Source organism: Streptomyces sp. BYX5S (assembly GCF_054724165.1).
The window spans coordinates 2,856,069-2,872,208 of the sequence record NZ_CM138829.1 but is presented as its reverse complement, the minus strand read 5'-3'; the positions used below and the strand labels follow the sequence as shown (position 1 = coordinate 2,872,208).

General features: G+C 71.0%; 13 protein-coding genes. 8 read left to right on the top strand and 5 right to left on the bottom strand.

Annotated features, from left to right (window positions below; translation table 11 throughout):
- Nucleotides 1-154: 154 nt before the first annotated feature.
- A complete protein-coding gene (locus ACYBSK_RS13095) occupies nucleotides 155-2,008 on the top strand; it encodes an alpha/beta hydrolase (RefSeq protein WP_460246155.1) in 1,854 nt (617 codons plus the stop codon).
- A gap of 88 nt (nucleotides 2,009-2,096) precedes the next feature.
- On the opposite strand, the gene ACYBSK_RS13090 is transcribed toward ACYBSK_RS13095, so the two are convergent.
- The 4 genes from ACYBSK_RS13090 to ACYBSK_RS13075 all read right to left on the bottom strand — a co-directional run bounded on the left by ACYBSK_RS13090 (nucleotide 2,097) and on the right by ACYBSK_RS13075 (nucleotide 6,275).
- Nucleotides 2,097-2,831 (bottom strand): lysostaphin resistance A-like protein, encoded by a 735-nt coding sequence (locus ACYBSK_RS13090; RefSeq protein WP_460246154.1) that lies wholly within the window; start codon nucleotides 2,829-2,831, stop codon nucleotides 2,097-2,099.
- Nucleotides 2,832-3,029: 198 nt separating this feature from the next.
- The gene (locus tag ACYBSK_RS13085; RefSeq protein ID WP_457477074.1) at nucleotides 3,030-3,956 is read right to left on the bottom strand and encodes an LLM class F420-dependent oxidoreductase; all 927 of its coding nucleotides are present in this window, start codon (nucleotides 3,954-3,956) and stop codon (nucleotides 3,030-3,032) included.
- 235 nt (nucleotides 3,957-4,191) lie between these two features.
- A complete protein-coding gene (locus ACYBSK_RS13080; protein ID WP_460246153.1) occupies nucleotides 4,192-4,794 on the bottom strand; it encodes a hypothetical protein in 603 nt (200 codons plus the stop codon).
- Nucleotides 4,795-5,222: 428 nt separating this feature from the next.
- Nucleotides 5,223-6,275 (bottom strand): hypothetical protein, encoded by a 1,053-nt coding sequence (locus ACYBSK_RS13075; RefSeq protein WP_460246152.1) that lies wholly within the window; start codon nucleotides 6,273-6,275, stop codon nucleotides 5,223-5,225.
- A gap of 302 nt (nucleotides 6,276-6,577) precedes the next feature.
- On the opposite strand from ACYBSK_RS13075, the gene ACYBSK_RS13070 reads away from it, so the two are divergent.
- The 6 genes from ACYBSK_RS13070 (at nucleotide 6,578) to ACYBSK_RS13045 (ending at nucleotide 12,886) form a co-directional block, all read left to right on the top strand.
- On the top strand, nucleotides 6,578-7,522 hold the full coding sequence (locus tag ACYBSK_RS13070) for an ABC transporter substrate-binding protein (protein ID WP_460246151.1): 945 nt from the start codon (nucleotides 6,578-6,580) through the stop codon (nucleotides 7,520-7,522).
- A gap of 2 nt (nucleotides 7,523-7,524) precedes the next feature.
- Nucleotides 7,525-8,508, top strand: a complete 984-nt coding sequence (locus ACYBSK_RS13065) for an amino acid ABC transporter permease (protein WP_460246150.1) — start codon at nucleotides 7,525-7,527, stop codon at nucleotides 8,506-8,508.
- Nucleotides 8,505-9,311: an amino acid ABC transporter ATP-binding protein gene (locus tag ACYBSK_RS13060; protein ID WP_460246149.1), complete on the top strand. Its 807-nt coding sequence runs from the start codon at nucleotides 8,505-8,507 to the stop codon at nucleotides 9,309-9,311. The genes ACYBSK_RS13065 and ACYBSK_RS13060 overlap by 4 nt, the downstream gene beginning before the upstream one ends.
- 8 nt (nucleotides 9,312-9,319) lie before the next feature.
- Nucleotides 9,320-10,534 carry a M20 family metallopeptidase gene (locus ACYBSK_RS13055; RefSeq protein WP_460246148.1) on the top strand — a complete coding sequence of 405 codons (1,215 nt, stop codon included), beginning with the start codon at nucleotides 9,320-9,322 and terminating at the stop codon, nucleotides 10,532-10,534.
- Between the two features lie 116 nt (nucleotides 10,535-10,650).
- Nucleotides 10,651-11,982, top strand: coding sequence for a cyanophycinase (locus ACYBSK_RS13050; protein WP_460246147.1), 1,332 nt, complete (start codon nucleotides 10,651-10,653; stop codon nucleotides 11,980-11,982).
- A gap of 37 nt (nucleotides 11,983-12,019) precedes the next feature.
- Nucleotides 12,020-12,886, top strand: a complete 867-nt coding sequence (locus ACYBSK_RS13045) for a MurR/RpiR family transcriptional regulator (protein WP_460246146.1) — start codon at nucleotides 12,020-12,022, stop codon at nucleotides 12,884-12,886.
- 270 nt (nucleotides 12,887-13,156) lie between these two features.
- On the opposite strand, the gene ACYBSK_RS13040 is transcribed toward ACYBSK_RS13045, so the two are convergent.
- Complete coding sequence (locus ACYBSK_RS13040) at nucleotides 13,157-14,779, bottom strand: GxGYxYP domain-containing protein (protein WP_460246145.1); 1,623 nt, start codon at nucleotides 14,777-14,779, stop codon at nucleotides 13,157-13,159.
- A gap of 659 nt (nucleotides 14,780-15,438) precedes the next feature.
- Between ACYBSK_RS13040 and ACYBSK_RS13035 the strand changes: the two genes are divergently transcribed.
- Nucleotides 15,439-16,110, top strand: coding sequence for a hypothetical protein (locus ACYBSK_RS13035; RefSeq protein WP_460246144.1), 672 nt, complete (start codon nucleotides 15,439-15,441; stop codon nucleotides 16,108-16,110).
- Nucleotides 16,111-16,140 lie beyond the last annotated feature (30 nt).

Below are 16,140 nucleotides of genomic sequence, written 5' to 3'. Positions count from 1 at the left end.
GGGGAGAGAAGCGGCGTCAACTGGGCGCTCTACGAGCGCAGTTGGCGCCGACCCTACGACCGCCGCCCCGGAAATCACCCGTACCGGGCGATGCCCCGGAAAGCCGGGCGGATCTGTTCTGGACGCACGTCACGACGTCCGGGAAGGGGCCGCGATGTCCGGGACCCAGGAGCCGAGGGCGCATCCGGACGCCGCGGCGGAAACACCCGCGACCGACGAGGCCGATCCCGCCCGGTCGGCAACCGAGGACGGCGGGCGCGAAGAAGCCGGACACGAGGACGGCGGGCGCGAGGATGCCGGGCGCGAGGACAACGGACGCGAGGACGGCGGGCGCGAGGACAGCGGGCGTGAGGGGACGTCGGGGAAGCAACCCCCGCGCCCCCGGCGGATGTTGTACGTCACGCTCCCCGGCAGCTGGACCGCCGTGGTGTTCGGCTGCCTGTCCTTCACGCCTTCGCTGCTCCCGCGCGGCGGACTGCTCCAGGGCGTGATCTGCGGCATCACCGCGGCGATCGGCTACGGGCTCGGGGTGCTGGCCGCGTGGGTGTGGCGCGAGTTCGCCGACCGGGAGGCTCGGCCCGCGCGACGGCGGTCCTGGCGGACCTTCTTCGTCACCGCACCGGCGCTCTTCGCGGTCGCCTTCGGGCTCGGCCAGTACTGGCAGCACGAGATCCGCCGCCTGATGGGGGTGCGGGACTACAACCTGCTGCTCACCATCGTCTCGCCCCTCGTCGCGGTGCTGGTCTTCTGTCTCGTCCTGGTGACCGGGCGCGGCGTCCGCGGGCTCTACCGCTGGCTCGCGGGGCTGCTCAGGCGCCGGATCGGTGCGCGGGCCGCGGGCGCGACGGGCTGGATCCTGGTCGCCGCCCTCGCCTATGCGACCGTCACCGGTCTGCTGCTGGACGGCTTCATCTCCCTGGCCAACCAGACGTTCTCGGCGCGCGACACGGTGACGCAGGAGGGCGCTCACCGGCCCACCGTCGGCGCCCGCTCGGGAGGCCCGGGGTCCCTGGTCCCGTGGGATTCCCTGGGCCGGGAGGGCCGCAGCTTCACCGGGAGGGGGCCCACGACGGCGGACATCGCGCGGTTCACCCACGGGTCGGCGCAGCAGCCGATCCGCGCCTACGCCGGACTGGACTCGGCGGAAAGCACCGAGGCCCGCGCGGAACTCGCGGTCGCGGACCTGAAGCGCGCGGGAGGCTTCGAGCGCAAGAACCTCCTCGTGGCGACGACCACGGGCAGCGGCTGGATCGACCCCGCCGCCGTGGACACCTTCGAGTACCTGAGCGGCGGCGACTCGGCCGCGGTCGCGCTCCAGTACTCGTACCTGCCGTCGTGGATCTCGTACCTCGTCGACCAGTCCAAGGCACGGGAGGCGGGGCGCGACCTGTTCGACGCGGTCTACGACACCTGGTCGCGGCTGCCTCAGGACCAGCGTCCCCGCCTGTACGTCGCCGGTGAGAGCCTGGGCTCGTTCGGCGGCGAGGCCCCCTTCAGCGGGGAGGCCGACCTGCGCATCCGCACGGCGGGCACGCTGTTCGCCGGGCCGCCCAACTTCAATACGCTGTACCGGCAGTTCACCGACGAGCGCGCCTCCGGCAGCCGGGAGATCCAGCCGGTCTACAAGGACGGCCGGACCGTGCGCTTCACCAACGATCCGGCCTCGGACATCGCGCCCGCGGACCGGCCCTGGGACGGCACCCGGGTCCTCTACCTGATGCACCCCTCGGACCCCATCGTGTGGTGGAGCCCGCGCCTCGTCCTGCACGAGCCGGACTGGCTCGACGAACCGCACGGAAAGGACGTGCTGGGTCGGACACGTTGGCTGCCCTTCGTGACGTTCTGGCAGGTCACCGCCGACCTGCCGTTCGCCACCGGGGTGCCCTCGGGGCACGGACACACGTACGTCACCGAGTACGTGGACGGCTGGAACACGGTCATGAGGCCCTCGGGCTTCAGCGGGCAGGACCTGGCCCGCCTCAAGGACATCATCGCGGCGGGCCACTGAGGCGGCGCCGGGCTTGCGGAGTGGGCGCCGGGCTTGCGGGGTGGGCGCCGGGCTTGCGGAGTCGGCGCCGGGCTTGCGGAGTCGGCGCTCACTGGCGGAGGAGGAATCCGGCGAGGTATCCCGCGGCGTTGACCACCCAGTGCAGCCCCATGGGCGCCAGCAGGCTGCCGCTGCGGCGGCGCAGTTCGCAGAAGAGCACGCCCGCGGCCGCCGTGAACAGGACCGCGCCCGCGTCCGCGACGGCGGCGCCGAGCGCGGAATCGCCGAAGATCGGCGTCAGCCCCGGCTTCGCCGTGGCCAGGTGCAGCGACGGCAGGATGTGCCACAGGCCGAAGAGCGCGCTGGACACGGCGGTCGCCCAGACGGCGCCGCGCGCCCGGTCCACCAGCCCGTACAGCACTCCCCGGAACCCGATCTCCTCCAGCAGGACCGTCCCCACCGGCACCGTCACGAGCATGCGGACCGCCACCTGCTCACCGGTGAGCCCGCTGTGGCGCTGGTCGGCGAAGAGGCCCCGGGTGGCCGGCAGCAGGGCGGCGACCAGGTACCCGACGCAGACCAGCCCGATCAGCACCGACGCCCAGCGCGCGCCGCGCCCCATCGTGGCCGGGTCCAGCCCCGCGTCCGCCCAGGAACCTCCGGCCAGGCGCAGCACCGCGAGCAGCAGCGCGCTGACGACGACGGCGGTCAGCAGGCGACAGGACGGCGCCCAGCGGTTGTTGAGGACGTTGGCGAGGGCGAGCACGGCGATGGCCAGCCCCACGGCGGTGCCGGAGCGGATCGGACGCCGGGGAAAGCCCCACCGGCCCCCTTCGAAGGTCACGAGGCCGGGCCTGTCGGGCACCGCCCCGAAACGCCCCGCCTCCACTCCATGCCAACCTCCGTAGGCACGATCCCCATGAAGTCCCGCACGAACCGGGCCGGTTGCCCACCGGCCCCGATCCTCCGATCCTCCGACTGGACGGGACAGCACGCAATGCCGGGCGAGTTGCCCCGCCCCCAGCGCGACCCTGACGAGTCGTCAGCGCAAGGTCTCGCCCTTGAGGTCCAACAGCTCGGCCGCCGCGATCTCCAGCTGGGCCGGGTCGTGGCGGGGCACCTCATCGGCGGAGACGGCGCCGAGGTAGAAGGTGAGGAAGGTGTCGAGCACGATCCAGTCGGGCTCGAGCTCGGCCAGCTCCTCCAGGTCGCGCCGCACCTGAGCGACGGTGCCGTGCCCGGTGAGCCGCCCCTCCTCCGCAACCGGCTGCTCGGTGATGTGCAGCGGGATCCGCGGCGCGAGCGCGGGCGTGGGGCGCCCGGCCTCCTCGGCGGCGGCCCTGAGCTTGGGCAGCCGCTCCCGCAGCTCGGCCGGGCCGAGGCCGAACGGGTGCCAGGCGTCACCGAAGCGCGCGGCACGCCGCATGGCGGGACCGTTGAGCCCGCCGACCCACACCGGGGGGTGCGGGTCACGGGCCGGGGCGGGGCCGGTGGTGATGTCGGTGTAGTCGAGGTGCTCGCCGTGGAAGGAGATCAGCGGCTTGGTCCAGTGGTCCTTGATGGACGTCAGGTACTCGTCGGTGATCCTGCCGCGGGCGGCGAAGTCGACGCCCAGCGCCTTGAATTCCTGTTCCGACCAGCCGACGCCCACGCCGAACACGAACCGGCCGTTGCACATCTGGTCGATGTTGGCGGCGACCCGGGCCGTCTGCAGCGGGTGCCGGTACGGGAGGACGATGACCGTGGTGCCCAGCTCGATGGTCGTGGTGCGCCCGGCGAGGTACGCGAGGGTGGTGAACGGGTCGTAGAACGGCGGCGGGAAGACCGGCAGGGCCTCCTGAGGGAGCGTCACATGGTCCGAGATCATCGCCAGGTGGAACCCCAGCCCCTCGGCGCGGAGAACCCAGTCCTCCATGGATGCGGGGGTGGTGCCCGGCCCGTAATTGAGCACATTGATCCCGAACTTCACCGACGGTTCTCCTCTCGACGGGCGCACGGCAGCACCAAGGTGGCGAGCCCACGCCGTATTCGCTGGTCGGAACGGCCAGGCTAACGAGGAGTCGCGTCGGGGTACGAAGCGGGGGCGACGAAGCGGAATCCGCGCAGCCGGTTACGCCCACCGGCTTCCCGGCGCCGACCGCGCCCCCGACTTCTCGGGCCACCTGGCCGGAACCCCGGGCACACGGACGACGACGCCGAAGCCCTCAACCGACGCGCGCACCCGCAGCCTTGGCGCGCTCCCGCGCCTCGGAGCCGACTCCGCGCTTACGGGCCGACATCCGGCCGTCCAGAGCCTCCCGCTGAGCCACCCGCACCAGCCGCCGTGGCCCCGGCACCGCTGCGACGCCGAGGAACCGCGGATCACCCGCGAACCACACCTCGTGCGCCGTCCCCGCCTTGGCCGCCCGCACCCAGAACGTGAATCCGCTGCCCAGCCAGTTGCCATGACCGACCGAAACCTCCCTCCCGGGGCTCTCCGGGTCAGGCAACGAAAACCGCGCGGCGCCATTGCTCGCCAGGCCGACGGCCCCGGGGCACGACTGCCACGGATAGACCCGCAGAATCCGGCGCAGACTCATGACCTCGCAGAGCCGTACGACGTTCAGCATGGCCGCGTAGAGCAGGACCAACAGGAGCGGGAGGAACACCACCAGAGCCCAGACCGACGTCATGACCACCAAGAAGAGCCACACAGGGAAGGACGCCAGTGACAGCAGGAAGGCGCCGAGGCGGAACAGGGCCGTTCGGCGCCAGCGCCGCCGGGTCGACGGGTCTTCGTAGGCTGTCTTCATCGAGGTCGTGTCCATGGACCGTTCATTCTCCACGCTCGTCAGCCGAAAGCGGTGCGTACCGACACTTCCTCCGACGTCAGACTCGGGAATCTCCTCCTCGCTGTCGCGGCAGTGCTCCCGAGCTCCTACCGCAGTGGTGGCGCGGGTGAGGACCAGGAGCCGTTGTCCGCTGGAGTCCCGGCCGGAGGCCACGACCGCACGGAGTGGTCACGCGCGCGGGCCCCGTCGCTGCTCATGGCGGAAGCGGAATCGAGCGTCGGCGCAGGTCGACGGCTGCCCGGGGGGCATCGGAAGCGGAATCGGGTCCTGGCCCGCCGGGACGGCGCCCCGCGGCGGCGTGACCGTCGGCTGACGTTCGGCCCCTCGGGGAGACACGTCAGCGGCGATACGTGCCTGCGGAGCGGGCCCCCGCGGCCGGAGCCCGCTCCGCAGATGTCCGGTGCTCAGCAGGCGGACGGTGTTCCGTCGTACAGTCCGGCGTCCGGTCGGCCGTCGGTGACGCTGCGCTGGTAGTAGCCGCAGGTGGGGCGCTGGGCGAAGTCGAAGGTGGCGCCGGGCTTGAGATGCCAGAGCTTGAAGCCCTTGTAGGTGAGGGGCTGTCCTGCGACGGCCTTCTCGGGCTGGTGGTCGGCGAGGACGACATAGGCGTCGGCTCCGTAGAGGGTGGCCTTGCCCTGGGCGTCGAGGTAGAGGGAGCCGCCACCTTCGTCCACGCCGACGCCCCACGCCTTGCCCCCTGCCGTCAGGCCGTCCTTGACCGCCCGCGCGGTGAACGACATCAGGCGGCCCATCCGGTCGCGGGCGACGAAGTGGGAGTCGTTGATCGTGTCGCCGTAGTGGGGCCAGGAGAACATGCCGGTGGTGAAGGTGGCGTACGAGTCGTAGGGGTCGGCCAGCGCCTCGCTGCTGGTGATGCTGCCCCGGCACGCGTCGTAGACGACGGAGCTGTTGATGTGAGTGCCGGCGCTGCCGCCGCCCGCTCCGCCGCCCTTGGCGACGACGGCCTGCACCGACGCCTGGAGGGCGGTGCCCTTCCAGGCCACGTAACGGCACTGGTTGCCGCCGGCGAAGTACACGAACTCGGCGTTGCGGATGTCCTGGTTGACCTGGGTGTTGTTGCCGTCGGAGGCGGCGGTGAGGGTCCAGGTCGTACAGGAGTTGACGCCCGCGAGCCGCATCACGGTGTCGCACTCGGGCGTGGCGCTCCCGGAGGAGGGGGCCGAGCCCGCCAGGACCACGACGTCGAGGCTGCCGCTCGCGCCGCGGATGGTGTCGATCGCCCGCCCCATCGACGCGGCCACGACACCGCCGTCGCCGTTCATGGTGTAGGCCGGGCCCGACCACGTACTGCGGCTGACGTCGCTGGAACTGCCCAGACGGATCCGGTCGGCCCGCGCCGCGGCGGGCGGGGCGGCCAGCCCGGCGACCGTCAGGGCGAGAACCGTGGCGAGCAGCGCCGAGCGCAGCCCACCACGGGTGAGGGAGAGGGGTTTCACGAAGTCTCCTTCCGCTCAGGCCTCTTGGCCCGGCGCCGTTACGCCGGCCACACCTTGAGGCGGATTCGGAACATACAAGTAGCCCACCTCCAGCGCCATATGTAATCCGAGGTTTCCTCGGAACCTGCCGCAGAGCCGCATGCAATGCCCTGATGGAGTACGGAATCTGACCGTTCGCGCGCGTCACCGCCCCGCGTTACCTGAACGTAACGAGCGATACATCTATGCACGGAGACGCTCTGGATGTAATTTCCCTGCTCGAACACTCCATCAGCTCCGCCGCAAGCGTGAGGAACCCTCCCGTGACTCCCAGATCCACATCACGCCACCTCGTCGTGGCCGCCGCGAGTACCGCGCTCGTCTGCCTCCTCGGCGCCTGCGACAGCGCCTCGGACACCACCGACGCCAAGGCCCCCGCATCCCTGAAGATCGCCGGGGTCACGGTGAAGAAGAGCGCCGAGCTGCACGCGGCGCTTCCGGACGCCATCAAGAAGTCCGGCACGGTCCGCGTGGCGACCGACGTCCCGTACGCGCCGTTCGAGATGTTCGTAAAGGAGGGAGAGAGCGAACTGACCGGTCTGGACTACGACTTGGGCCAGGCGCTGGGGGCCCGGCTCGGGGTGAGGTTCGCCTTCACGCCGCAGAAGTTCGACGGCATCGTGCCGGCGATCCAGGCCGGCAAGTTCGACGCGGCGATGTCGGCGATCACCGACAACAAGGAGCGTCAGCAGGTCGTCGACTTCGTCGACTACTCGCAGTCGGGCTCCGGAATCCTCGTGGCGAAGGGCAACCCGAAGCAGATCACGAACCTTGACGGTCTGTGCGGCCGCAAGGTCGCCGTGCAGGCCGCGACCAACCAGCTGAAGCTGCTCAAGGCGCACCAGAAGGAGTGCGGCGGCAAGAAAATCGACATCCAGACGTTCCCGAAGGACTCCGACGCCCAACTGGCCCTGCGTTCCGGCAAGGTGGACGCCGAGGTCCTGACGAAGCCGGCCGCCGGCTGGACCGCGAAGACCGCCGACGCGGGCAAGACCTTCGAGCTGGTCGAGGACGCCCAGGCGCCCGGCGGTTACAACGCCTCCCCCAACGGCATCGCCATCTCCAAGAAGCTGCCGCAGCTGACCGACGCCGTGCAGAAGGCACTTCAGTCACTGATCGACGACGGCACCGTCAAGAAGATCTACGCCAAGTACGGGGTCGCCTCGATCGCTCTGGAGACGGCCACGAAGAACGCGGCGGTGGACTGAGCATGACCACCGCATCCGTCACCGCGGGCACGTCCCGCGCCGACGCCCCGCCCCCGCCCGAGCCGCGCATCGTGCCGGTCCGGCACTGGGGCCGCTGGATCGCGGCGCTCGCCGCCCTGCTGGCCGTCGGCGGCCTCATCGGTTCGCTGGCCCGCAACGCCAATCTGCACTGGGACATCGTCGGCGACTACCTCTTCGAGGGGCTCATCTTCGACGGCCTGGTCACCACGCTGTGGCTCACCGCCGCCGCGATGGCGCTCGGCCTGCTCCTCGGCACCTTGCTCGCCGTGATGCGCCTGTCGCACAACCCGGTGCTCTACGGCCTTTCGACCCTGTTCGTCTGGGTCTTCCGCGGCACCCCGCTGCTCGTCCAGATCATCTTCTGGGGATACGCGGCCGCCCTCTACAAGAAGGTGCTCATCGGGATCCCGTTCACCGACATCACCTTCCTCAGCGGGGACACGAACTCCCTGCTGACTCCCTCGGTCGCCGCGCTGCTGGCGCTGGGCCTGAACGAGGCCGCGTACGCGAGCGAGATCGTGCGCGCCGGCATCCAGTCCGTCGACACGGGGCAGACCGAGGCCGCCCACTCGCTCGGGATGCGGCCCGCGCTGACCATGCGGCGGATCGTGCTGCCGCAGGCGATGCGCGTCATCATCCCGCCGATGGGCAACGAGACCATCAACATGCTCAAGATGACCGCGCTGGTCTCGGTGATCGCGGCCCACGACCTGATGTCGAACATCCAGGACGTGTACGCGCAGAACTACCAGGTCATCCCGATGCTCATGGTGGCCAGCATCTGGTACCTGGCCCTGGTCAGCCTGTTGAGCCTGCCGCAGGCCTGGCTGGAGCGCCGCTACGGCCGCGGCTCGACCGGCGGGCGTCCCTCGCCCCTGGCCCGTCTGTTCTCCGCCGGCGCCCTCCTCCGCAAGCCGGCGAACGACCAGGCCGGCCCGTCCAAGACCGTGAAGGACCCGGCATGACGACTGCTCCACAGACCGCCCCCGCCTCCGCGCCCACGACGGCGGAGCCGATGGTGCGCGCGGAGGCGGTCCGCAAGAACTTCGGCCGTCTGGAGGTGCTGAAAGGCATCGACCTGACCGTCGAGGCCGGTCAGGTGTGCTGTCTGCTCGGCCCCTCGGGGTCGGGGAAGTCGACCTTCCTGCGCTGCATCAACCACCTGGAGAAGATCGACGGCGGACGGCTGACCGTCGACGGGGTTCCGGTCGGCTACCGCGAACGCGACGGCCGCCTGTACGAGTTGCGCGAGCGCGAGGTCGCCGAGCACCGGCGCTCCATCGGCATGGTGTTCCAGCGCTTCAACCTCTTTCCGCACCTGACCGCTCTGGAGAACGTCACCGAGGCACCGGTGCGAGTGGCGCGGCGGCAGCGGGCCCAGGTGCGCGAGGAGGCCATGGAACTGCTCGACCGGGTCGGTCTCGCCGACCGGGCCCATCACCACCCCGCGCAGTTGTCCGGCGGCCAGCAGCAGCGCGTCGCGATCGCCCGTGCGCTGGCCATGAAGCCGCGCCTCATGCTGTTCGACGAGCCGACCTCCGCCCTCGATCCGGAGCTGGTGGGCGATGTCCTGGACGTCATGCGTGCGCTCGCCGAGGACGGGATGACCATGGTCGTGGTCACCCACGAGATCGGCTTCGCGCGCGAGGTCGCCGACACCGCGGTGTTCATGGACGACGGCGTCGTGGTGGAGGCGGGCAGCCCCCGCGACGTCCTGACCCGGCCTCAGCAGGAGCGCACCCGCGCCTTCCTGTCGAAGGTCCTGTGAGCGCCCCGGTGGCAGGCCGTCCCGCGACGGACGGTCTGCTGGCACACACCCGCGCGGCGCTACCCCGCTACCTCGACGAGCTGGAGCAGCTCGTCTCCGTGGACTCGGGCTCGTACAGTCCCGACGGGATCAACCGGGTCGCGGACTGGGTCGAGGGCCGGATGCACCGGCTCGGATTCACCGTCGAGCGGCTCTCCGGAGGAACGCTGCCGACCGGACAGCGCTCCGGCGACATCCTCGTGGCCCGCCGCACGGGCGCTCTGGCCGCCGCGGACGGTGCCCGCCGGATCCTGCTGGCCGGCCACATGGACACCGTCTTCGACGACGGGACCGCGCGCCTGCGGCCCTTCACCGTGGAGGGCGACCGCGCCCACGGTCCCGGGGTCAGCGACGACAAGGGCGGACTCCTCGCCGGGATCCACGCGATCGAGGCGCTCGACGCGCTCGGCTGGGACCAGTACGCCGAACTCGTCCTGCTGGCCACACCGGACGAGGAGATCGGCTCCCCCGTCAGCCGGGCGGTGACCGAGGCGACAGCGGCCGGGGTCGACTGCGCGCTCGCCCTGGAGTGCGCCCGCGAGAACGGCGACCTGGTCGTCGCCCGCAAGGGCGTGGCCGATCTGCGGGTGACGGTCACGGGGCGCGCCGCGCACGCCGGGATCGAGCCCGAGCGGGGCTCCCACGCCGCCCTGGCCGCGGCCCATCTCGTCATCGCCCTCCAGGACCTGAACGGCCGGTTCCCGGACGTGAGCGTCAACGTCGGTGTGGTCAGGGCCGGTTCGCGGCCCAACATCGTGCCCGCGGAGGCGGAGCTGCACGTCGAGATCCGGTCCTCGAAGGCGCGCTCCCTGGACGACTGCCGCCGGGCCGTCGAGGACCTGGCCCACACCCCCTGGGTCGCCGGTACACGTGCCGTGGTCGAGGTGACGGACGTGTGCCCGCCGATGGAGGAGACCGACCGGGTCCGGCAGCTCGCCGCGTCCGCGCTGCGCCTGGGCGCCGGGCTCGGCCTGTCCGTGGGCGCGGCCGCGACCGGCGGCGTCGGCGACGCGAACCTCATCGCCGGGGCCGGGATTCCGGTCCTGGACGGGCTGGGTCCCGTCGGCGGAGGTGATCACAGTCCTGCGGAGTGGCTGGACGTGTCCTCCGTGCCGGGGCGGATCGCCCTGCTGGCGGCCCTCATCGCGGAGCTGGGCGACACCCACGGCCCCTCGGCCGTGTGATCCCCGCCCTCGCCGTGGCGCGGCCACGTCACGGCGAGGCGTACCCCTCGCACCACCGGATGGTCTCCGGCCGCCACGCGCGGCACGCGCTCAACACCCCCGTCAGGAGTCCCGCATTGAACGCTCACGCACACTCCCCCCGCCCCTCGCGCGGCATGCGGCGCGGCGCCGGCGCGGCCGGTATCGCCGTCTGTCTCGCCGTGCTCGGCGCCGCCCCGGCGCCCGCCTCCGTCACGCCCTCGGCCGTCGGCCATGGGTCGCTCGTGCTGGTCGGCGGCGGCCTCAAGGACGACAACACGCAGGTCTACGGCGAGATCATCCGCCGCGCGGGCGGCCCCGGGCAGGCCCGCATCGGCGTCCTCACCGCGGCCTCCGTCCCGGAGAGCCAGGACCCGAACGCGGGCGATCCCGCCACGTGCAGCAACTCCGCGTGCAACGGCGCCTATTACGCCGACCTGTTCAAGCGGCACGGTGCCGCCGACGCCCAGTGGGTCCCGGTGGACCTGGACCACATCGCCAACGCCGACTCCGACGCGGTGGTCGCGCAGATCAACTCGATGACCGGGTTCTTCTTCGGCGGCGGCGACCAGTACCGGTACGTCACCAGCCTGCTGCACGGCGAGCAGCACACCGACTCCAAGGTGCTGGCCGCGATCCGCGCCAAGCTGAAGGCGGGCGCCGTCGTCGCGGGCTCCAGCGCGGGCGCGCAGATCGCCTCCGGTCCCGACATGCTCACCGGCGGCGACTCCTACCCGGCTCTTCGCGACGGCAGCAGACCCGGCTACTTCGACGACCCGACCGTCCTCGGCTATCTCCCCCAGGGCGGTTTCGGCTTCCTGCGCTCCGGCCTGCTCGACACCCACACCGGCACCAACGGACGCGAGGGCCGCTCCCTGCGCCTGGCCGCCGACACCGGTCACGACCTCGTCTACGCCCTCGACGAGGACACGGCCCTCGTGGTCGACGACGCGGGCAGCACACGCGAGCGGGTCAAGGTCGTCGGTAGCCAGGGCGTCAGCGTGCTGGACCTGTCCGGCTCCCACGCGGGCGACGGGCCCGCGGGCTGGCACCTGCACAACGCCCGCTACACATACCTGACGTCGGGCGACAGCTACGACCCGCGCACCGGCAGAGCGGCCACCCCGGACAAGCACCGCCTGGCCCCGACGTCCCACGCTCCGGTGCCGCCCAACACCGATGTCTTCTACTCCCCCGCCAACGCCGCGGGCACGCCGTACAGCCTGCGCGGGACAGCACGCGCGCTGGCCGCGTCCACCCGGCGCACCGCCACAGCGACGACGTACGAGGACGACCCCCGATTCACCGTCACCCTGACCGAACCGCGCGGCTTTCGTCCGCTGAGCGCGGACGGCCGCACGCCGCAGACGCTGCTGGATCTGCGGCTGGACATCGACGCCGACCGACCGGGCTCCGCCGCGCAGCGCTAAGGTCGACAAACCGCTCGTCCCGCAAAGGAACCGTTTCATGGCCATGGGCACCCTCGCCGACCGCATCCGCCAGCAGCTGGGGGAACTCAGCCCCGCGGAGCGCCGGGTCGGCAGGGTGCTCCTCGCCGACTATCCCGCCGCCGGCTTCGAGACCGTGGCCGTCGTCGCGGAACGTGCCCGCGTCAGCGCCCCCACGGTTCTCCGGTTCGTGGGCCGCTTCGGCTTCCGCGGCTTTCCCGACTTCCAGGCCGGCCTGCGCGCGGAGCTCGACGAACGCAGCGCCTCTCCCCTTTCTCTCTACGAGGCCTCGGACCGCGGCGCGAGCGAGCAGGAGGGCGACGAGAGCCTCCTCGACCAGGGCCGTCGGGTCTTCACGGCGGCACTGGCGCAGACCTACGACGAGCTGCCCCCGCACGACCTTGAGCGCGCGATCGAGCTGCTCGGCGACCCCAAGCGCCGGATCACCCTGACGGGCGGCCGCTTCACGCACCACCTGGCCCAGTATCTGGCGCTCCATCTGATGCAGTTGCGCGACGGCGTCTCGGTGCTGTCCGAGCGCACCGTCGAGCGGACCGCCGCCATGACCGGCTGGGGCCGCCGTGACGTCCTGGTCGTCTTCGACTACCGGCGCTACGAGCCGGACAAGGCGGCGTTCGCCGAGCTGCTCGGGGAACGCGGCGGGCGGGTCGTCCTCTTCACCGACACGTGGCTGTCGCCGGCCGCGCACCACTCCGAAGTGGTGCTGGCGACCCAGGTGACCGCGCCTTCCCCGTACGACAGCCTGGTGCCGACCATGGCCGTGATCGAGACGGTGGTGGCGGGGCTGGTGCGGACCCTCGGCGAGGAGGCGCATGCCCGCCTCAAGGAAGGTGAACGCCTCGCTCGGGCCACGGGCATGGTGTAGCGGCAGGCAAGATCAGCAACCGAACCTCATGACTTCCCGACTGCCGTGCGGCCGGGCCGGCTCACCCGCCGAAGAAACTCAACCGGACGTGACGGTTGGCGTTGTCCACATTGGTGTCCGCGAAACTCCGTTAAGACAACGGTCAGCGTAGCTGTGAGCCACGCGGCACACGTCGCGGTCCGAAGGTGCGGAGGGGGCGCCGCAGGTGGCCGCGGCGCCCCCTCCCCGGTCAATGCCCCCGACCTCCGGCGGGCTGTCCGGCCTCGTCGGTCAGGCGGGCGGAAGGTCCAGCGCCTTGCGGGCGAGCCGGAAGTACTGGTCGCCGCGGACCACCTGATAACGGGAGTCGAGCGAGCCGGCGATCGTGACCACGTCGGCCGGGGTCAGATTCCAGGCGAGGGTGCCGATCGACAGGAACAGCGGCTTGGTCCCGTCCCAGTCGGCGGATGCCTTCGCGATCGCGTCCCGGGCGTCCGCCACGGAGTCGGTCAGGTAGCTGACCGACAGCGGCACGCTGCCCTCCAGGGCGCTGATCTCGGTTCGGGTGGTCCACTCCTCCAACAGACCGAGCGGACGCACGTCGTGGAGGTACTGGCGGGCCTTCGCACCGGTGAGCGGGACGTCCGAGCCGGACGTGCGATTGAGGATCACCGCGCTGTCCATCCCGGTCCGGCGCATGTAGCGGGCGCTGGTCTCGGTGAAGACCCGGAAGGTGTCGTCCGGCCAAGGCGTCGGATACGCGTAACCCGCGCCGGAGGGCCCGGCCATCAGATAGTCCTGGCGGGTGGCGGTGCGCTGGTAGTAGGAGAGGAAGGTGGGCGCGGCGTCGGCGAGCACCGGGGTGGTGGACCAGTTGATCGGCACCGCACCGCGCGCCGGATCGTCCCACAGCACCCGCATGCGGTGCTGGTTGTACTGGAGGTTGTCGCCCTCCGTCATGGTGAAGGTGACGTAGATACGGTTGCCAAGGCGCGGCGTCGGCACTGTCACCTGAGATCTCGCCAGCGGCGCCTGCACGCCGCCGAAGACCGTCAGGTTCTGCGACCAGTCGCTGGCCAGCACCACGAGGCCGTGCTTCGAGGTCAGCTCGGTGCCGTCACTCTCGCCGCCCACACCGGAGGGGAACCAGCCCATATAGGGGGAGCCGGCCGGCATCTGGGACATCACCCGCTCGCCCAGCTCACGGGAGTTGGGCTGGTCGGCTTGGATCCACAGCACCAACGCCCGGGTGGCAACCGCGTAGTCGCGCAGATAGGCCCCGACGCTGGGGTCGAGCCCGACCAACAGGCGGTGGCTGGCGTGCGGCCAGAGCTTGTCCACCGCCCAGCGGTAGGCGGACAGTTCGTCGGAGAACCGGCCGCGCAGGTCGACCAGGACCTTCAGGCCGTACGGCGCAGCGGTCAGCTTGGCCAACTGGTCGGGGGAGGCGGCCACGGCGCCCCGCAGGCCGGCCAACGTGGTGGCGAGGTTGACGGTCGCGGGCTGGGCAGGGTCGGTGACGATGACGCCGCTGATCTCCGAGCGGTACTTCGCCAGCAGCGACCACGGATCCCCGGCCGTGCGGTAGGTCAGGCCGGCGGTCTTCAGCCAGGTGGTCGCCCCCTCGTCGGACTCGCGCAGCAGGGCGATCCGCGGCCGACTGCGATTCACGTTGCCCTGCAGCGTGGCGAAGAGCAGTTGTTCGTCGGCGTCTGCCGCCGTCAGGTCCGCGACGTCCAGTGCACGGGGTTCGGCGAAGCCGGGCAGTATTCGCTCGCGCGGCCACCACAGGCCGCCCGTCGGCGAAGCCGCGGCCGACGCGGTGTTGAGCATCGCCCCGGCGAGCGCGACACCCGCACCCGTTGTGGCGAGCAGGCCGAGCATCTTGCGCCGACTGGGGTTGGGGAGTGACACGGCGGGACCTCCACACTGGATCTCCGAGAAGCAGGCGAGACAACGTTGTCAGCACCGCGTGGCACGGTCAATGCCCTGTCAGGGATTTGCTGGGCACGAGGAATGACGCTCGCGCCGGCCGTCGCGGCGCAGGCCGTCTCCGCTTGATCGGGGCACCGCCGCACCGCCGTCGGGGCTCGCTCCCGTCGGTCGGTACGTCGCTCAATGGTCGCCAACCGCAGTTCAAGGTGTCGTTCGACGCGATGAACGGCACCGCCATCAAGCCGATGCTCGCTGTGCCGTGACGAGCCCGCCCAGGGAGCGATATCACGCCAATCCGTTCGAACGGAGACGGGTCGTTCCTCCGGCTGTCCGCTGCGTCGTCGAGCAAGGAGGCTGAGCTCATGGCATATGCCGAACGCTCGGTCAGGCCGGTTCGCGGCGCCCCGCCCTTTGAGTCAGATTGATTCAACTTCATTGTTTTGGTGGGGAGTTGAGAGCAAGCTGACTCCCGTTGAGACCGGCGTGCCCCCAGGGGCGTGAACGGCCGACGTGACGGGAGTCGCGTCCGAACCGACCAGTGGACGCCTACGTAGAACACACTTCGCGGCTTGGCATGCCCAGGTCGACCTCCAGCGGCTGCCCTCTGCGCGTCGGTGACACCGACGTCACGGAGGATCATGTTGTTCCGCAGAAGAACAACGGTCGTTACAGCCCTGTCGGCCGTGCTGCTCGCTCTGTCCGTGCTGCCCGCCCAGGCCGCCGACACTCCCGAGGTCCCGGGACAGGCCACCTCTCTCAAGCCCGGTGACGCGTACGTCATCACCGACCCGAAGTTGGTCGCAGACCCGCAGAAGGTCGTCGACGCCCTGTCCGCCGACGGGGATCTGGGCCGGCTCGATCTCAAGCCCACCAGCGGCCCGTCCGCCCAGCCCAAGAACCAGAGCAAGGACGCTGCCGGCCGCTCCTACACCGTGCCGAGCGAGCGCTTCAATCGCGGACGCAAGCCCGCCGACCCGTACCAGTACATCGACAACGTCGACGAGTGCGCCGCCAACGACAGCTCCAGCAACGACGGTGGCTGGATCAAGAACCGCTTCTCGTACTGTCAGCGGCACCTCATCGCCATCCCGGCGATCCAGTGCGGCCTGTGGCCTCCGGGCTGTTACATCAAGGGTTGGTTCGTCTCCCGCAACACCATCATCGGCAAGGCCAGGATCGGCGGATGGTTCGACAGCAGCTACTACCGCTACGCCGACTTCGACCTCGATGTCGACGTGTGGAGTTCCACCGGGCACTTCAACAAGCCGGGCGCCACGATGAAGGCGGAACTCGAATGCGACGGCACGTAGGAGAGCGGTAACGGCAGCGCCGAGGACGCC

Bases quoted from the DNA above. Each gene is read 5' to 3' on its own strand.
- ACYBSK_RS13045 (WP_460246146.1), top strand. From the start codon at position 12,020: ATGGCCATGGGCACCCTCGCCGACCGCATCCGCCAGCAGCTGGGGGAA.
- ACYBSK_RS13080 (WP_460246153.1), bottom strand. From the start codon at position 4,794: ATGGACACGACCTCGATGAAGACAGCCTACGAAGACCCGTCGACCCGG.
- ACYBSK_RS13060 (WP_460246149.1), top strand. From the start codon at position 8,505: ATGACGACTGCTCCACAGACCGCCCCCGCCTCCGCGCCCACGACGGCG.
- ACYBSK_RS13095 (WP_460246155.1), top strand. From the start codon at position 155: ATGTCCGGGACCCAGGAGCCGAGGGCGCATCCGGACGCCGCGGCGGAA.
- ACYBSK_RS13065 (WP_460246150.1), top strand. From the start codon at position 7,525: ATGACCACCGCATCCGTCACCGCGGGCACGTCCCGCGCCGACGCCCCG.
- ACYBSK_RS13035 (WP_460246144.1), top strand. From the start codon at position 15,439: ATGTTGTTCCGCAGAAGAACAACGGTCGTTACAGCCCTGTCGGCCGTG.